The 17,255-nt window shown below is 39.9% G+C and carries 12 protein-coding genes; 10 read left to right on the top strand and 2 right to left on the bottom strand.

Annotation, left to right across the window (positions count from 1 at the left end; all coding sequences use genetic code 11):
• Window positions 1–5: 5 nt before the first annotated feature.
• The 9 genes from B3C94_RS05980 (at window position 6) to B3C94_RS05940 (ending at window position 12,471) form a co-directional block, all read left to right on the top strand.
• A complete protein-coding gene (locus B3C94_RS05980) occupies window positions 6–1,922 on the top strand; it encodes a glycoside hydrolase family 88/105 protein (protein WP_293900493.1) in 1,917 nt (638 codons plus the stop codon).
• Between the two features lie 5 nt (window positions 1,923–1,927).
• Complete coding sequence (gene pelA, locus B3C94_RS05975) at window positions 1,928–2,965, top strand: pectate lyase (RefSeq protein WP_293900490.1); 1,038 nt, start codon at window positions 1,928–1,930, stop codon at window positions 2,963–2,965.
• A 12-nt stretch (window positions 2,966–2,977) separates the two neighbouring features.
• Window positions 2,978–4,495 (top strand): tagaturonate reductase, encoded by a 1,518-nt coding sequence (locus tag B3C94_RS05970; protein ID WP_293900487.1) that lies wholly within the window; start codon window positions 2,978–2,980, stop codon window positions 4,493–4,495.
• Between the two features lie 12 nt (window positions 4,496–4,507).
• A complete protein-coding gene (locus B3C94_RS05965; RefSeq protein WP_293900484.1) occupies window positions 4,508–6,154 on the top strand; it encodes a UxaA family hydrolase in 1,647 nt (548 codons plus the stop codon).
• Window positions 6,155–6,168: 14 nt separating this feature from the next.
• Window positions 6,169–7,569 carry a glucuronate isomerase gene (gene uxaC / locus B3C94_RS05960; protein WP_293900481.1) on the top strand — a complete coding sequence of 467 codons (1,401 nt, stop codon included), beginning with the start codon at window positions 6,169–6,171 and terminating at the stop codon, window positions 7,567–7,569.
• A 5-nt stretch (window positions 7,570–7,574) separates the two neighbouring features.
• Window positions 7,575–8,600, top strand: a complete 1,026-nt coding sequence (locus tag B3C94_RS05955; RefSeq protein WP_293900478.1) for a sugar kinase — start codon at window positions 7,575–7,577, stop codon at window positions 8,598–8,600.
• Window positions 8,597–9,241, top strand: a complete 645-nt coding sequence (locus B3C94_RS05950) for a bifunctional 4-hydroxy-2-oxoglutarate aldolase/2-dehydro-3-deoxy-phosphogluconate aldolase (protein WP_293900475.1) — start codon at window positions 8,597–8,599, stop codon at window positions 9,239–9,241. The genes B3C94_RS05955 and B3C94_RS05950 overlap by 4 nt, the downstream gene beginning before the upstream one ends.
• A gap of 102 nt (window positions 9,242–9,343) precedes the next feature.
• Window positions 9,344–10,780, top strand: coding sequence for an MFS transporter (locus tag B3C94_RS05945; protein WP_414712640.1), 1,437 nt, complete (start codon window positions 9,344–9,346; stop codon window positions 10,778–10,780).
• A 71-nt stretch (window positions 10,781–10,851) separates the two neighbouring features.
• On the top strand, window positions 10,852–12,471 hold the full coding sequence (locus B3C94_RS05940) for an NADP-dependent glyceraldehyde-3-phosphate dehydrogenase (protein WP_293900472.1): 1,620 nt from the start codon (window positions 10,852–10,854) through the stop codon (window positions 12,469–12,471).
• 189 nt (window positions 12,472–12,660) lie between these two features.
• On the opposite strand, the gene B3C94_RS05935 is transcribed toward B3C94_RS05940, so the two are convergent.
• Window positions 12,661–13,422 carry a rhamnogalacturonan acetylesterase gene (locus B3C94_RS05935; protein ID WP_293900469.1) on the bottom strand — a complete coding sequence of 254 codons (762 nt, stop codon included), beginning with the start codon at window positions 13,420–13,422 and terminating at the stop codon, window positions 12,661–12,663.
• Between the two features lie 194 nt (window positions 13,423–13,616).
• Between B3C94_RS05935 and B3C94_RS05930 the strand changes: the two genes are divergently transcribed.
• Window positions 13,617–14,627 carry a LacI family DNA-binding transcriptional regulator gene (locus B3C94_RS05930; RefSeq protein WP_293900466.1) on the top strand — a complete coding sequence of 337 codons (1,011 nt, stop codon included), beginning with the start codon at window positions 13,617–13,619 and terminating at the stop codon, window positions 14,625–14,627.
• Window positions 14,628–14,799: 172 nt separating this feature from the next.
• Here B3C94_RS05930 and B3C94_RS05925 read toward each other — a convergent pair whose 3' ends face one another.
• Entirely contained in the window at window positions 14,800–17,208 is a 2,409-nt protein-coding gene (locus B3C94_RS05925; protein ID WP_293900463.1) for an outer membrane beta-barrel family protein, read from the bottom strand.
• Window positions 17,209–17,255 lie beyond the last annotated feature (47 nt).

Below are 17,255 nucleotides of genomic sequence, written 5' to 3'. Positions count from 1 at the left end.
ACGTAATGAGAAAGTTATTTTTAATTCTTTTAAGCTTTACAGCACTTATCCCATTCGAAGGATTTGGACAACAGAAACCTCTCTCTGAACAAATGGCCAACACAGTACTTGAACAAATCTATCCAGATTCTCTATTTAATAAGACTGAGAAGTTCCCAAAATGGTCTTATGACATGGGAGTTATTTTTGAAGGCTTGACAGATGTATGGCGAAATACAGCAGATGCTGATTATTTCAACTATATGCAATCCCGGATGGATGCTTATCTTAGCATTCCTGATTCGATCAAGAACTATGATGTACACGATTTCAATATCGACAATATCAAAAATGGCACGACATTATTAACGCTTTACAAGGTGACCGGTAAAGAAAAATATCTAAAAGCCTGCCACCAGTTATATGCACAACTCCAAAAACATCCTCGCACACATGAAGGTGGATTTTGGCACAAGAAAATTTATCCTTACCAAATGTGGCTAGATGGCTTGTACATGGGGCAGCCTTTCTATGCAGAATATGCTAGCCTAATGAATATTCCTGCCGCTTTTGACGATATCGCCAATCAGTTTAGCTACATGGAAAAAAATGCCCGTGATCCAAAAACTGGCCTGCTGTATCATGGTTGGGACGAATCCAGAAAAGAGCGCTGGTCTGATCCGAAAACAGGTTTGTCACCGCATTTTTGGGCGCGGGGTATGGGCTGGTATGTTATGGCACTAGTCGACGTTTTGGACTATTTCCCTGAAAGTCATCCACGTAGGCAGGAACTCATTTCAATTTTAAACAGAACACTATCCGCGATCGTCAAGTATCAAGATTCCAAAACTGGGGTTTGGTATGACATTGTGGATTTGGGGTCAAGAAAAGGAAACTACCTAGAATCTTCAGCCTCAAGCATGTTTGTATTTGCATTGGCAAAATCATTACGCAAAGGTTATATACCAGCTTCCTATCAGAGAAATCTGGATCATGGCTACCAAGGGCTTATAAAAGAATTCGTCACCCCTGCCGGAAAAAACCGTATCAATCTCACAAAGACTGTTCAGGTTTCTGGTTTGGGAGGGAAGAAATATCGCGACGGCAGTTTTGAATATTATATGAGCGAACCAGTCATTACCAATGATCCCAAAGGAGTCGGTACTTTTATCCTTGCAGCATCCGAAGTTGAATTTGCGAAGGAACAAAGGGGCAAAAAAAGGCGCACGGTTACATTGGACAATTATTTCAACAACGAATATAAAAAGACGGCATCGGGTCAACTTAAACCCTATCATTATCTCTGGGATGGTGATGACAACAACGGATTTTCTCTACTGGGTAGAATATTTGAAAAAAATGGTGGTCAACTAAACACATTAAAAACAGCACCTACATTACAGAATCTCTCAAAATCCAATGTCTACATCATCGTAGACCCCGATACAGAGAAAGAAACTGAACGCCCACATTTTATGAATGAAACCGACGCCCAGCAAATTGCCCAATGGGTTAAACAGGGAGGTGTACTCGTTCTTTTCTTAAATGACAGCGGCAACTGCGAAATCACCAAATTCAATACCCTCGCACTAAAATTTGGCATCACATTCAATGAGGACAGCCGCAATCGTGTGAAAGGAAATGACTTTCGTACGGGTGCAATTGCTATCCCAAAGGGCAATACAGTATTTCCAAATACATCCCAAATATATATCAAGGAAATTTCAACATTACAGGTAAAAGCTCCGGCTCAAACATTGATTCAAGATCATGGAGACACCATCATTGCTACGGCAAAATATGGGAAAGGTACCGTGTTTGCTATTGGAGACCCCTGGTTATATAATGAATATACAGATGGAAGAAAGCTCCCTAAGGAATACGAGAACTTTACCGCAGCGAATGATTTAGTGAACTGGTTATTCAAACAGATCAACAACTAGAGACCATGAGAAAAATAAATATTCTAAGTTTCATCGCGGTTTCAGTGTTTCATAATTACTGTGCTGGACAGACTGTATTTACCAAAGACTCATTGGCCGAAAAGATGCTTCAGTACCAGTTGCCAAATGGAGCCTGGCCTAAACAGCTGGCAGACAAAAGTGTCGTAGATTATCGACTTCCGTTAACGAAAGAGCTATTACAGAAGATCAGGAAAACAACTATTGATCATGCTACGCTCGACAACGGTGCCACAACTCGGGAAATCAATGGATTGATCAAGGCTTTTCAAGAGACTAAAAATCTGCCTTATTTAACTGCTGCAGAAAAAGGTATTGCCTATATTTTATCGGCACAATATGAAAATGGCGGGTTTCCACAGTATTATCCAAATAAATCACTGTATAGAGCTGAGATAACCTATAATGATAATGCGATGATCAATTCATTACTGGTGCTTTACAAAGTCGCTAATAAGCAAGACGGGTTTGAGGCTATCAATCCCATATTTGTGTCAAAAGCGCAAATAGCAGTAGAAAAAGGCATCATCTGTATCCTAAAAACACAGGTCATGCAAAACGGTAAAAGAAGTATTTGGGCAGCGCAATATGATCAAAATACTTTAAAACCTGCTCAGGCAAGAAAATTTGAACCGGCTTCATTAAGTACAAGTGAATCTGTTGCCATCGTTCGCTTTCTTATGCTACAGCCTGCAACTAATGAAATTAAGCAAGCCATCGAACATGCAATAAAATGGTTTCAGCAACATGATATCGAGGGTTATCGCTTCGATCGAATACAAGATAACCTAACTGGAAAATATCAACGACAGCTTGTCGCAGATCCCACTTCCACGATTTGGGCCCGGTTCTATCATCTGGAAGACAACCGTCCGTTGCTTGGAGACCGGGACGATACAATCAAATATAACTTTGAAGAGGTTTCGGAGGAGCGTCGAAATGGCTATGCCTGGTTCGGTAACTGGCCAGAAAAGCTGATCCAAAAGGAGTATCCAAAGTGGAAAAAACAATATAAAATTCAATAATAAAACGAGAAGATGTTACTGACACAAGATAATATACATACAATCAATTCTGATCTGGTTAGCAAACCGACAGACTCCTCTTTCCATTATCCGGAAAAGATTCTTCAATTTGGCACTGGTGTATTACTCCGGGGCCTCCCGGATTATTTTGTACATAAAGCAAATCAAAAACAAGTGTTTTGTGGTCGAATACTGGTTGTCAAGTCAACAAGTTCGGCTGGGGCTGATGCCTTCGAACAGCAGGACAACCTATACACATTAGCCATTAAAGGGATCGAAGATGGTCAAGAGATTTCACATTACGAAATCAATAATTCGATTTCTCGTGTATTAGCGGCCAACCAGCATTGGTCAGAAATATTAAAAAGTGCCGAAAATCCGGATCTTGAAATTGTCTTTTCCAACACCACAGAAGTCGGCATTGTCATAAGTGAAGACCATATCAATGATGCGCCACCGGCGTCTTTTCCGGGTAAACTTTTGGCTATCCTATATCGGAGATTTGTCTACTTCAATGCGGACGAAAATAAGGGTTTAACCGTCGTCCCTACCGAATTGATTTCCGACAATGGGGCTAAACTGAAATCGATTATAATAGATCTTGCGAAGCTGAATAAGCTCCCAAACGAATTTATAGATTGGCTTGATACCGCCAATGACTTTTGCAACACCTTAGTCGATCGTATTGTTCCTGGAGCATTGCCGCTAGCGGAATACACGAAAACCTGCGCCTTACTTGGCTACGACGATCAATTAATGATTATGGCCGAACCCTTTCGACTGTGGGCCATTGAAACCTCTTCTGATCGAGTGAAACAGCGCCTTTCTTTTGCATTGGCAGATCCAAATGTATTGTTGGTTCCTTCAATTGAAAAGTACAAGGAAATCAAACTAAGACTGCTCAATGGAACTCATACCTTAAGTTGTGCCCTTGCCATTCTTGCGGGTTTCGAAACAGTAAAAGAGGCTATGCAAAATGCAGTATTTAATCAGTTTATACGTCTTTTAATGCGAGATGAAATTGGTCCAGCCATTTTAAGCGACAGTATTTCAGTTGCGGACATCAACGATTTTTCATCCAAAGTCATCGACCGCTTTGCCAATCCGCATCTCGAACACAAATGGGAATCCATCGCTTTAAATTATAGCTCAAAAATGGCAATGCGCAATATCCCTCTGTTAAGAAAGTGGTATACAACACAGCATGAAGCGCCACAATTGTTCGCACTTGGATTTGCGGCTTATCTATATCTATTAAAATCTAAGCAAAACGGCAATCAATATGAGCAATTGATCAATGGACGAACAATCGTACTTCAGGACGAATCAGCACCGAGATTACATGCTGCCTGGATCAACCCAGATAAACTTGTCCATACCGTACTTTCAGATATAGATTTATGGGGAATCAATTTAACGGAGTTCCCTCATTTTGAAGAAACAGTCAACCAGAAATTACAACAGATCATTGAAGTAGGAGCATTAAAGGCCCTCGAAATTTCATCAGTTCTTGACAATAAAAAGGTATAAATAACGCTACAGATGAAAAATAACGTATTAAAGATACACCCCAAAGACAATGTATTGGTCGCCTTACAAAATCTCAAGAAAGGTGACGCGATCTCATTTGAGGGTACTCATTATATCCTACAGGAAGATATTCCGGCCAAGCATAAATTTTTTATGCAAGACATGCACTTTGGTGACGAAATACATATGTACGGCGTACTCGTAGGGAAAGCCCAATTTGATATCCCTCAAGGAAGCATCATGAATACTGAGAATACCAAGCATGCTGCAGAGCCATATCATTTTAGGCCTTCACATTATCACTGGGAAAAGCCTGATGTTTCAAAGTTTGAAGGAAGAACTTTCAATGGTTATCTCCGTCCGGACGGCCGTGTTGGCACTGCAAATTATTGGCTATTTATTCCAACCGTTTTCTGCGAAAACAGAAATCTTGACGTGATCAAGGAGGCACTATACAATGAGCTTGGCTATTCAGTCACTGGAAAATACAAGAACTTCACACATCAACTGTTAAAAGCCTATGAAAAGGGGGAAACACTGGACCTATCCTCACTCGGCCAGCTAAACACAATTACGGAGCAATCGGATCGCGTATTCAAAAACGTAGATGGGATCAAATTTTTAAACCATCAGGGTGGTTGTGGCGGAATCCGACAAGATGCTGCCATCTTGAGTAAGTTACTTGCCGCGTATGCTGACCATCCCAATGTCGCAGGTATCACAGTATTGAGTCTGGGCTGTCAAAATTTACAGCTGAACGATCTCGTCAACGATATCAAGCTACGTAATCCGGGCTTTGACAAACCATTGTACTTATTTGAACAGCAACAATCAAAAAGTGAAGAGCAACTGTTGAAAGAGGCGATACTACAAACTTTTATTGGGCTGACAGAAATTAATAAACTAAGCCGACAACCCGTACCATTGAGCAAATTAACCTTGGGTGTGAAATGCGGCGGCAGCGACGGATTCAGTGGTATCTCTGCCAATCCCGCTGTCGGTTACACTGCGGATCTTTTAGTTGCTCTTGGCGGAAAGGTACTGTTGGCTGAATTTCCAGAATTATGTGGTGCCGAGCAGAATCTAATAGACCGTACCATCGATCCAAAGGCCGCCAATAAATTCATCGATCTCATGACCGCCTACAGCAATGCTGCCGAGGCTGTTGGTTCGGGTTTTTATATGAATCCATCTCCAGGCAATATCCGTGATGGACTTATCACGGATGCGATAAAAAGTAATGGTGCCGCAAAAAAAGGCGGTACTTCGCCCGTTGTGGATGTTTTGGATTATACCGAGGAAGCGACGAAGCCGGGTCTTAACCTAGTATGCACTCCAGGAAATGATGTAGAAGCGACCACAGGGAAAGCTGCTGCTGGCGCAACACTAATTCTGTTTACGACTGGACTGGGTACCCCTACCGGCAATCCAATATGTCCGGTCATCAAAGTTGCAACAAATAATATACTGGCAACCAAAATGGCCGACATTATCGATATCAATACCGGTCCTATTATAGACGGTGAGAAATCGATCCAAACCATGGGAGAAGACATTTTAGAATATTGTATCAAAGCAGCCAGTGGTGAAATAACACCAAAGGCTGTCCAATTAAATCAAGACGATTTCATACCTTGGAAAAGAGGTGTGAGTTTATAAAAATAGGATATTGTATGAAAGCTTTTTTAGACGACAACTTTTTATTAAACACAAAAACAGCAGAACAGCTGTATCACAACTATTCAAAGCATTTGCCGATCATTGATTATCATAATCACTTGATTCCGGAACAGATCGCTCATAACGTAAAATTTGACAATATTAGTCAGGTCTGGTTACATGGCGATCATTACAAATGGCGGGCGATGCGGGCCCATGGTGTCAATGAGCGTTATATTACAGGTGATGCTTCCGATGAGGAAAAATTTATCAAGTGGGCAGAAACTGTTCCTTATACACTACGCAATCCATTACATCACTGGACACACCTCGAATTACAGCGGTATTTTGGTATCACAGATTTGTTGTCCCCAAAGACAGCAGCCAAGATATATGCCGATACAGGTGCATTATTACAACAAGATAGCCATTCGGTTCGCGGATTACTGAAGATGATGAACGTTGAAGTCGTTTGTACCACAGACGATCCTATCGATAGCCTCGAGTTTCATCAACAATTTGCAAAGGAAAAAGAATCGTTCAAGATGCTTCCGGCATTTCGCCCGGATAAAGCCATGAACTCGGACGATATCATTGCATTGAATCAATATATCGACAAACTGGAAGTGGTCAGCGACATGCAGATCAATAGCTTGGGAGATTATTTAAACGCGTTAAAAACAAGACATGATTTCTTTGCTGCCAATGGATGCAAAGTATCGGATCACGGATTGGAACAAATCTATGCAGAAGATTATACCGAACAGGAGATCGTGACGATCTTTGACAAGATTCGTACAAAAAAGGAAATCTCTCCGACCGAAAATCTAAAATTCAAATCCGCCATGCTGATTTATTTTGCAGAATGGGATCATGAAAAAGGCTGGGTTCAACAATATCACTTAGGAGCATTGCGCAACAACAATGCCCGTATGCATCGTTTGATCGGACCAGATACAGGTTGGGATTCGATCGGAGATTTTAGCCAGGCACGTGCATTGTCAAAATTTTTGAATAAATTAGACGATCAAGACAAGCTAACCAAGACCATATTGTATAATCTCAATCCTGCCGACAATGAACTTATTGCAACTATGATCGGGAATTTCAATGATGGTTCAATCAAGGGAAAAATTCAGTTTGGCTCAGCTTGGTGGTTTCTAGACCAAAAAGATGGTATGACAAAGCAGATCAATACACTGTCAAATATGGGTTTATTGAGCCGTCTCGTCGGTATGTTGACAGATTCTAGAAGCTTCCTTTCATTTCCAAGGCATGAATATTTCCGAAGATTGTTGTGCGACATCTTCGGACAGGACATTGAAAAGGGGGAGATACCAAATGATATCGAATGGGTAGGGAAAATCATAGCAGATATCAGCTATAATAACGCGAAAGAATATTTTGAATTTTAATGAACATGCAGGGTAAAGTTTTAAGCTTTGGAGAATTGTTGTTGCGGATCTGTCCCGACATCGAACGGGATTGGATTGAACAACATCAGCTGCCTTTCTACGTCGGCGGAGCGGAGCTGAATGTAGCCACAGCCCTAGCGCTGTGGAATGTACCGTCATCCTATTTATCTGCTATTCCCCAAAATGCCATCTGTGAAGGTATTGATAGCTACCTGCAACGCAGAAATATAGACACATCAGCGATGCAGTGGACTGGCGAGAGATTGGGTATTTACTATCTCCCAAAAGGAAAAGATCTAAAAAATGCGGGGGTCATTTATGATCGTGCGAACTCATCATTTGCAAACCTCAAAGTGGGTAACATAGACTGGGAAGAGATTTTTGCCGATGTCAAATGGTTTCATTTTTCAGCCATCTGTCCTGCAATTAGCCAAGATATAGCGGACCTATGCCTGGAAGCTGTAAAAAAAGCACAAGAGAAAGCAATCTTTGTATCATTGGACCTTAATTATCGCGCTAAACTCTGGAAATATGGAAAGGCACCGAAAGAGATTATGCCCGAAATTGCCCAATATTGTAATTTAATTATGGGCAATATATGGGCCGCTCATCAGATGCTCGGAACCCAGCTAGACGAACAATTCTTAACTTCTTCTTCTGGATATCGGGAAGAAGATCTACTGGCACAAGCAGATCGTACAAGTAAGGAAATTATCTCCGCGAATCCGATTTGTCAATATGTGGCCAATACCTTTCGTTTTGACTATCAAAATAAGGGAATCAAGTATTATACCACGCTGTTTGACAAAGACAGCCTGATTAAATCAACGGAATATACTGCAGAAGAAATTTTGGATAAAGTAGGTAGTGGAGATTGCTTTATGGCTGGTTTGATTTATGGGTTATACTCCAACCTTTCTCCAAAAGAAACCCTAGAGTTTGCAACGCTCGCAGCGTTCGATAAATTATTCATCGCCAGCGATGCGACAACAAGTACTGTGGAAGACATAAAAAATAGAATGACAGCATGAATTTGAAAGAAATTGTATTAGATAAAATTATAGAGCAAGGGACACTTCCTTTGTTCTTCCATCACGATAAAGCAGAAAGTATCGAGATTCTGCGAACCCTATACCGAGCTGGTATACGTGTCTTTGAATTTACAAATCGCGGCCCCGAAGCATTGGCTGTTTTCGAACGCTTAATTGCAACTAGAGACCTCGAAATGCCTGATCTTTATTTAGGTATTGGCACCATAAAATCAGTTGATGAAGCTCAACAATTTCTGCAAATTGGAGCGGATTTTATTGTTTCTCCTATTGTAAATCCACTCGTTGGTTCCCTTGTACATGAGCAGCATAAGCTATGGATTCCAGGCTGTATGACACCCACAGAAATCTATACCGCGCAGCAGCAAGAGGCAGCGCTTATAAAATTGTTTCCTGCAAATATCCTAGGGCCGGCATTTATGTCGTCGATACGGGATCTCTTTAAAGGTCAGAAATTTATGCCGACGGGGGGCGTAGAAATCGAAATGGCGAATTTAAAAGCATGGTTCAAATCAGGAGTATGTGCTGTAGGCATGGGCAGTAAGTTAATTGACCCCAAAGACACAAGCAACTTATTCGAGAATACCAAAAAGGCTCTTGACTTTGTGTCAAAGGCACGATAACCATCCTCCTTTTAATACTGCCTAAAAAAAGTAAACATTCGGAGGGGATAATATTGGCATACAAAAACAGACACGTACACTAAAAAAACTATTAAACCCATTATGATTAACACGGAGAAAAAGGGTAATTACCGTTGGGTGATATGCTCGCTACTATTTTTTGCTACCACAATCAATTACCTGGATCGTCAGGTGCTATCTTTAACTTGGAAGGATTTTATCAGTCCTGAATTTCATTGGACAAACACAGACTATGGCAACATCACCGCATTGTTTTCGATCTTTTATGCCATCAGTATGCTTTTTGCAGGTCGCTTTGTGGATTGGATGGATACAAAAAAAGGCTTTTTATGGGCGATCGGAATCTGGTCCATTGGCGCGATATTACATGCATTCTGTGGTATAGCTACTTCGGGCATCGTCGCGGGTGAATGGTTTGTTGGTTTCGAAGGTGCAAAAGAGGCAATTTCTCATGTTAACAACGTGGGCTTAGTAATGAGTGTTAGCGTCAATCTATTTATTTTTGCCCGATTTGTTCTTGCTGTCGGTGAGGCTGGTAACTTCCCTGCCGCAATTAAAGCTACGGCAGAATATTTTCCAAAGAAAGATCGTGCCCTGTCTACCAGTATTTTCAATTCAGGGGCAACCATAGGAGCATTAGCAGCACCATTGACCATCCCTGTCATCGCAGCACATTGGGGCTGGGAGATGTCTTTTATCATTATCGGTGCTTTAGGATTTGTCTGGATGGGCTTTTGGATTTTTCTTTATAAAAAGCCACACGAAAACCCGAAAGTAAATGCAGCTGAATTGGCTTACATTCATCAAGATGATCATGAAACAGAACAAACTGGAACGACCAAACAACCAAGAACGACCATATCGGAATGTCTAAAATACAAGCAAACTTGGGCTTTTGTCTTCGGAAAATTCATGACTGATGGTGTGTGGTGGTTCTTCTTATTTTGGATGCCGGCCTATCTATCGGCTGTATACGACATCAAATCATCAGATACCGAAGGTCAATTAGCAATCTTCGTTTTATATGCCATTACAATGTTGTCTATTTATGGGGGGTGGCTACCAACCTATTTTGTTGACAAAAAAGGAATGAATGCTTATGAAGGCCGTATGAAAGCTATGTTGTTATTCGCTTTTGTACCATTGGTTGTACTTCTAGCCCAGCCCCTAGGTCATATTTCCTATTGGATTCCTGTCATTTTGATCGGCTTTGCAGGAGCTGCACACCAATCATGGTCTGCAAATATTTTTTCCACTATTGGTGACTCTTTTCCTAAACGTGCCATTGCGACTGTTACAGGAATCGGAGGGCTTGCTGGGGGTGTAGGAGCCTTTATCATCAACAAAACGTCTGGATGGTTATTTGATTATGCAAAAGAGACTCAAATGGTCTTTATGGGCTTTAAAGGAGAAGAGGCAGGATACTTCATTATTTTTTCCTTCTGCGCTATTGCATATTTAATTGCATGGGTTGTAATGAAAACACTGGTACCTAAACTAATTTTAATAAAAAATTAACATATATTGCGAAATTTATATTATATTAGCAATATCTTTATAAATATCAATCTAAACCATTTTTAAAAACAATGAGCTTAAACTTAGAAAGTATTTTCTACGAGGAGAAAGACATTCCCGCAGAATTTACACTAGACGAACAGGTCGATCAAAGAGAGTTCCTTTCCAATGGAGAAATGATTTCTTGGACTGGTCAAGTAAACGAAGTTTTTTCACCAATCTGTGTGAAGACTAAGGATGGCTTGAAACGGAAGCGCATCGGTAGTTTCCCTGTTTGTACTGAAAAAGAGTCCATGGAAGCCTTGGAAGCTGCTGTAAAAGCATACGACAATGGCCGTGGAGAATGGCCGACAATGAGCGTTGCCGATCGTATTACTTGTGTTGAAAATTTCACACAAAAGATGATTGCCAAAAAGGACATTGTTGTCAAGCTTATTATGTGGGAAATTGGCAAATCCTATGCAGACTCGGTAAAAGAGTTTGATCGTACAGTGGAATACATCTATGCAACGATCGATGCATTGAAAGATATAGACCGCGATTCTTCACGTTTTCAAATCGAACAAGGTATCGTTGCCCAAATCAGAAGATCTCCATTAGGCGTCGTCCTTTGTATGGGCCCATTCAACTATCCGTTGAATGAGACATTCACGACATTGATTCCTGCATTGATCATGGGAAATACCATGTTATTCAAACCACCTAAACATGGTACTTTATTACATTATCCTTTATTAGAAGCTTTTAAAACCAGCTTCCCTAAAGGTGTGGTCAATACAATCTATGGCCGTGGCAATAAGATTGTTCCTAGCTTAATGCAATCAGGAAAGATCAATGTCTTGACGTTAATCGGTTCAAGCCGTGTTGCTGATGAACTCAAAAAATTGCACCCAAAAGTGAATCGCCTTCGTGCTATTCTTGGCTTGGACGCAAAAAACGCAGCAATTATTACAAAAGACGCAGATTTGAACCTCGCAGTTTCTGAAACTGTATTGGGATCACTCTCTTTCAATGGCCAACGTTGTACAGCACTAAAAATTATCTATGTACATCGCAGCCTGGCACAAGAATTTCTAAAACGTCTCTCTGCTGAAGTCGCAAAATTGAAATATGGAATGCCTTGGGAAAAAGGTGTGTCTTTGACCCCACTTCCAGAAGTCAATAAACCGGCTTATTTGACTGAATGCATTGAAGATGCAAAAGCATATGGTGCAAAAGTAGTCAATGAGAATGGTGGTCAAGTTGCAGAATCGTTCTTCTACCCGGCGATTGTCTATCCTGTCAATTCACAGATGAAACTTTACAGAGAGGAACAATTCGGACCAGTTATCCCTGTTGTTCCTTTTGATGACCTTGAAGAACCTATCGAATACTTAATCGGATCTTCACACGGGCAACAAGTAAGTATTTTTAGTAATAATGCAGCTGTTGTTTCATCGCTTATTGATCCACTGGTCAATCAAGTGAGCCGTGTAAACATCAATTGTCAATGCCAACGCGGTCCAGATACTTTCCCTTTCACAGGTAGAAAGGACAGTGCTGAAGGAACCTTGTCAGTAGTTGATGCTCTGCGTTCATTCTCTATACGTTCTCTAGTGGCCACAAAGTTCACCGAAGAAAACAAGAAATTGTTAAATGAAATCGTAAGTGAAAATGAATCAAATTTCTTAAGTACCAAATACATTTTCTAGTAAACGGCTGATATCAAAAAAAGCGACATCGAAATAATCGATGTCGCTTTTTTCCGAAAATCCATTTTTTCAGAAATTTTCCAAGCATTTTTTCATATCACCTGCATCTTGTTAGGACAAGCCTTCCCCTCTGTCGATCAAATTAATTTGAGTTTACGATTCTTTCTGATTTTATAGCACCCTATAAAGTTACTTCACAATCAAATTTGTCTGAATAGGTAACTGCAATTCGCGAATCCCCTTAGCAACTAGCTTCGCCACTTCATTGGCGCCAAAGGTATTCAAATGTGTATCATCTTTCTTTCCCTGTGGATAATTCATATCACCACTGTCCACATGCAAAAATAATTTCTTACTTCCTTCTTCTCCGTAGGACCTGACAAGTAATGTTGTCTGATCCTCCATGTCAATACAAGGTATTTGCATGTCTCGGGCAATTTTGCTGATAACAGCTGGATATTGTCCATGGGTCTTGATGAGAACGCCATTTTCAAATTTGCGTCGTGCTATTGGTGTTAAAAGAACTGGAATTCCCCCTTTCTCCTTTGTTTGATTAATATAGAAAATCAAATTCTGCTCAAACTCCTCCAATGAAGTTCCCAAATTGGGTTTATCGACTTTTTCGTCATTATGTCCAAACTGGATAAAAACATAATCTCCGCGACGGAGGTTTTCAAAAATAGGCTCCCAATGATTAATAATGCTCCCGTCCTTGCCCATATCTTGTTTAAAGGATTTGGTACTACGCCCATTTAATGCTCGATTGTCGACTTTAACTTGTTGGTTAAACATCTTTGCAAAAGCCATTCCCCACCCTGTTTCAGGAAAAGTTCGGCTTTCTTTATTTGCAGCTGTTGAATCGCCAATAATATAGATTGTGGTGTATTCTTGTTGCTTAAAAGCAAAAAGCAATATGATTAACAAAGTTGAAAGTAAAACATAATTTTTCATTTCATCAAAATGTTTATAATAATAGAAAAAACGATTCCATGTGGTTATCAAGATCAAGTTTACTAAGTATATTTTACTTGCTCACATGAGTATCTGCAAAAATCCATGCAAACGTTGCCGGCAACGTTTGCATATGCCCGCAAATTAGGTTTTGTAATTTTTTTTGATTAATATTATAGTCTATTTTGCCGATTATGAAATTCGAAAACTATACAATCAAAGATATTGCTAAAGCGCTCAATTTATCTACTTCTACGATCTCAAGAGCTTTGAGAGATAGTTATGAAATAAGTCCTGAAACAAAAAAGATTGTATTAGAATACGCAAAAAAAATAAACTATCGTGCTAATCCTATCGCTAGGAGTTTGAAGGAGCGGCGAAGTCACTCGATCGGTGTTATTGTAAGCGAAATAGCTAATAATTTTTTCTCCCAAGTCATAAACGGTGTAGAATCCATCGCTTATGACAAGAACTTTCAGATTATTATTTCACAAACACACGAATCTTCGGAACGGGAACGACTTAATGTCGAATATCTAACTTCTAGGTCTATCGATGGACTACTGATTGCATTGTCTTCGGAAACTGAAGACATCTCCTATCTACATCAATTGAAAGAAAGAGGATTTCCAATTGTCTTTTTTGATCGGATTCCACAGCAGTTCGACACCTACAAAGTTGTCGTAAACAATCAACAAGGAGCCTATGATGCAACTCAGCACCTCATAACACTTGGAAAGAAGAAAATTGCGCACCTTACAAACTCTAAATCATTGTCCATAACGAAAGATCGATTAATTGGCTATAAAAAGGCCCTGATGGCAAATCATATCGATTTCGACCCAAATTTGGTAAAATATTGTCAACATGGTGGACTACATTTAGAGGAAGTTGAGAAGGCTGTTGAGGAACTTCTCCGCATTGGTTTCGATGCTATCTTCATTTCCGGCGATAAATTAACCACAGGATATCTTCATGTCATAAAAAAAAGGCCTTTCGAGCCTGCACAAGGTATCGCCATTGCAGGATTCACAAATTCAAACGTTGTGGACCTATTTTCTGCCAAAGTGACCGCAATTCGCCAACCTGCATTCGAAATGGGAAAAATTGCCACAGAATTGCTTATTAAGTTAATAGAAGCAAAATATCCCATTACGGAATTTGAAACTCGTGTATTGCCTACCGAATTGGTCAAAAATGACTAATTAAAATTTGGCACATTTCTTAAACAATAACAGCTAAACAGAAAAAGATGCTTTCTGATTCATAAGTTATGTGAAGTACTCCGAACACCTTAAATATATGAAACAGACAATGCCAAAAAAACCGTAAGAATATGACATTCCTACGGTTACATATTTTAAAAACAATCCAGTCCTATTGTGCTCTTTCTTTCTCTTCATTGCTCGTATCTTTCTTACGATAGTTATTTTTTAAATTTCCAAATTTATATGAATAGGTTAATCGAACAACACGACGATCCTGGTATTGCCTGATACTGGAGTCAAAATCTCCGAAATTTGTTTTCAGATTCTGATTCCCTGTATTAAACAAGTCACTCACCGCCAACTTCAAAGAACTACGTTGATCTTTAAATGTTTTTGTCGCTCCCACCTCCATATCCCAACGTGCCTTCATATCGTATACATTATATTTGAAAGGAGAGAAATACCGTAAGTTAACATTGGCCGACAGACTTTTCGCCACTTTTAAATTATGCATTGATGTCGCCTGCAAAAGAAATGACTTCCTTTTCAACGGATGACCGCTCACCATACCATCAAAATTAAAATGGATGCCTGTAATATTGTTGTTCATACTCCAAATCTTGGACACTGTAATCGGGATGTTCAGATTCAGATAAGCCGTCAGATTTTTACCTAAATTTTCACGTATAACCCAAGTCTGTTTCAGCACTGAATCCTGCCCCATGCTCTCTACAATCGCATCCCGCACATCGTTAATACCCAATGTCACATTATAACGTTGCATTAAAGTATAGTTTAGTGTGAATTCATTGGAAAATTGCGGATTCAGGTAAGGATTACCACGTTCAAAGGTTAGTTTATCAATGAAATAATCAAAAGGATTCAACTGTCGGTAATTAGGACGGGTGATTTTTCTTGCGTAACCTAAGGAAAGAATATGATTCTCATGAAGTGTATATGTCAGATTTGCATTCGGAAAAAGTTTAAAGTAATTCCGTTTCACTTGCTTATTTAGGGTCAACGAGTTTCCATCAGAAAAGGTATATTCGCCTCTCGCTCCGACCTTCAGCCCCCATTTTCCTATCGTATTGTTATAGTCTATATATCCAGCGGCAATCTGCTCTTTATAAACAAAATGATTCGTACGCTTTTCATTATTAATCCAAGAATTGTTCAAAAAATCCTCAAAGGTTAAGTCGTTATCCGACGTAACGTTAGAATACTTTGCTCCCATTTCAAGCTTAGAAATCTTAGTTAGGGGTTGTTCATAATCCAGTTTGGCCACATAGATATCGATTCCGATAGGCATTCTGCTGCGTTGGATCTCCTCTGGAGTAATCGCATCCATTTGACCATCAAAATATTGATTATTATAGCTTACCCGCTTACTGCTTTTGAATTTACTCCAATCCAAATCAAGGGTAAGTTTTCTGCCATTCGAATCAATTCTAAACTCATTATTTAAATTAGCAGAGTAACGATCAAATAATTCTTTGAACTGCGATGTCGAAATTAAAAGCGAATCCAATGTTGTAAAAGACTTTCCTACATTGGTCTTACTATCATTATCATTGTATTCGATATTATTCGATCCATTAAACTGCACGGTTAACGTGTTTCTGGCCGATGTCCTTTGCTCAACACCGAAGCGATAGGAATGGTTCTGTTCCTTTTCATCCAATATTGACCTTTGTTTAAAATAGGTCTTTTCACCTTTATTCTGAATAACACGATCAAGTAGGAGCTTCCGGTGGCTTTTTTCATCCGAATACGCATACGACCCAAATACTGTCGTATTATTCTTCTTATAGTTTAAGGATAAGGAGCTATTCCCTCTGAATTTTTCTCCCCTCCCTGCCGTCATGTTAAAGGTTCCGTTAAAACCTTCCATCCGATTTTTTTTGAGTACAATATTAATTGTTCCCACTGCCCCCTCAGCGTCATCTTTTGCTGCACGAGTGGTAATTACTTCGACGGACTTAATCTGATTGCCATCCGTACTCTTCAAAAAATTCACCAACTGTTCGCCGGACATATAGGTCTGCCGCCCATCGATGGTCACTGATACACCAGATTGCCCCATCAACTGTAGATTATTATTGTTATCTAAGCTCACTCCAGGAGCCCGCTGTACAATATCTAAGGCATTATTCCCTGCGGCCAAGGGAGAATTTTCCACATTTAAAACCAGTTTACCAGGCTTGCTTTCAACCATCGGCCGCTTACCCTCTACGGCAACTTCCTGCAATTTTCGTGTGTCTGTGTTCAGCAGGATCGCTGGGACCTTGTAATCTGATTTACTGATATTAAATACGTTGCTCTTATTGGCAGTGTACCCAACCATTTTGACATCAATATAATAACTTCCATCTTTTATATCCGAAAAATGGTATTCTCCATTTCCGTCTGTAACAACAGCTTTCATAATAACAGTTGTCTTTGCCTTCATCAGATAAGCCGTTGCAGAGGCCAAAGGCACATTATTTTCCACATGTACCTTGCCTGTAACTTTCACTTGCGCACAGGCAAAGGAAGCCATTAAAAAATTTAAGAGTAATAGGTAAAAATATCTTTTCATTCGATTATAAATAGGTGTAATGGCATTTACTTCTGATGGTATTAAAT

Source organism: Sphingobacterium sp. UBA5670 (assembly GCF_002420705.1).
In the GTDB taxonomy this organism is placed as follows: Bacteria; Bacteroidota; Bacteroidia; order Sphingobacteriales; family Sphingobacteriaceae; genus Sphingobacterium.
Note: the sequence above shows the minus strand (reverse complement) of the source record. Positions and strands in the feature narration are given on the sequence as shown.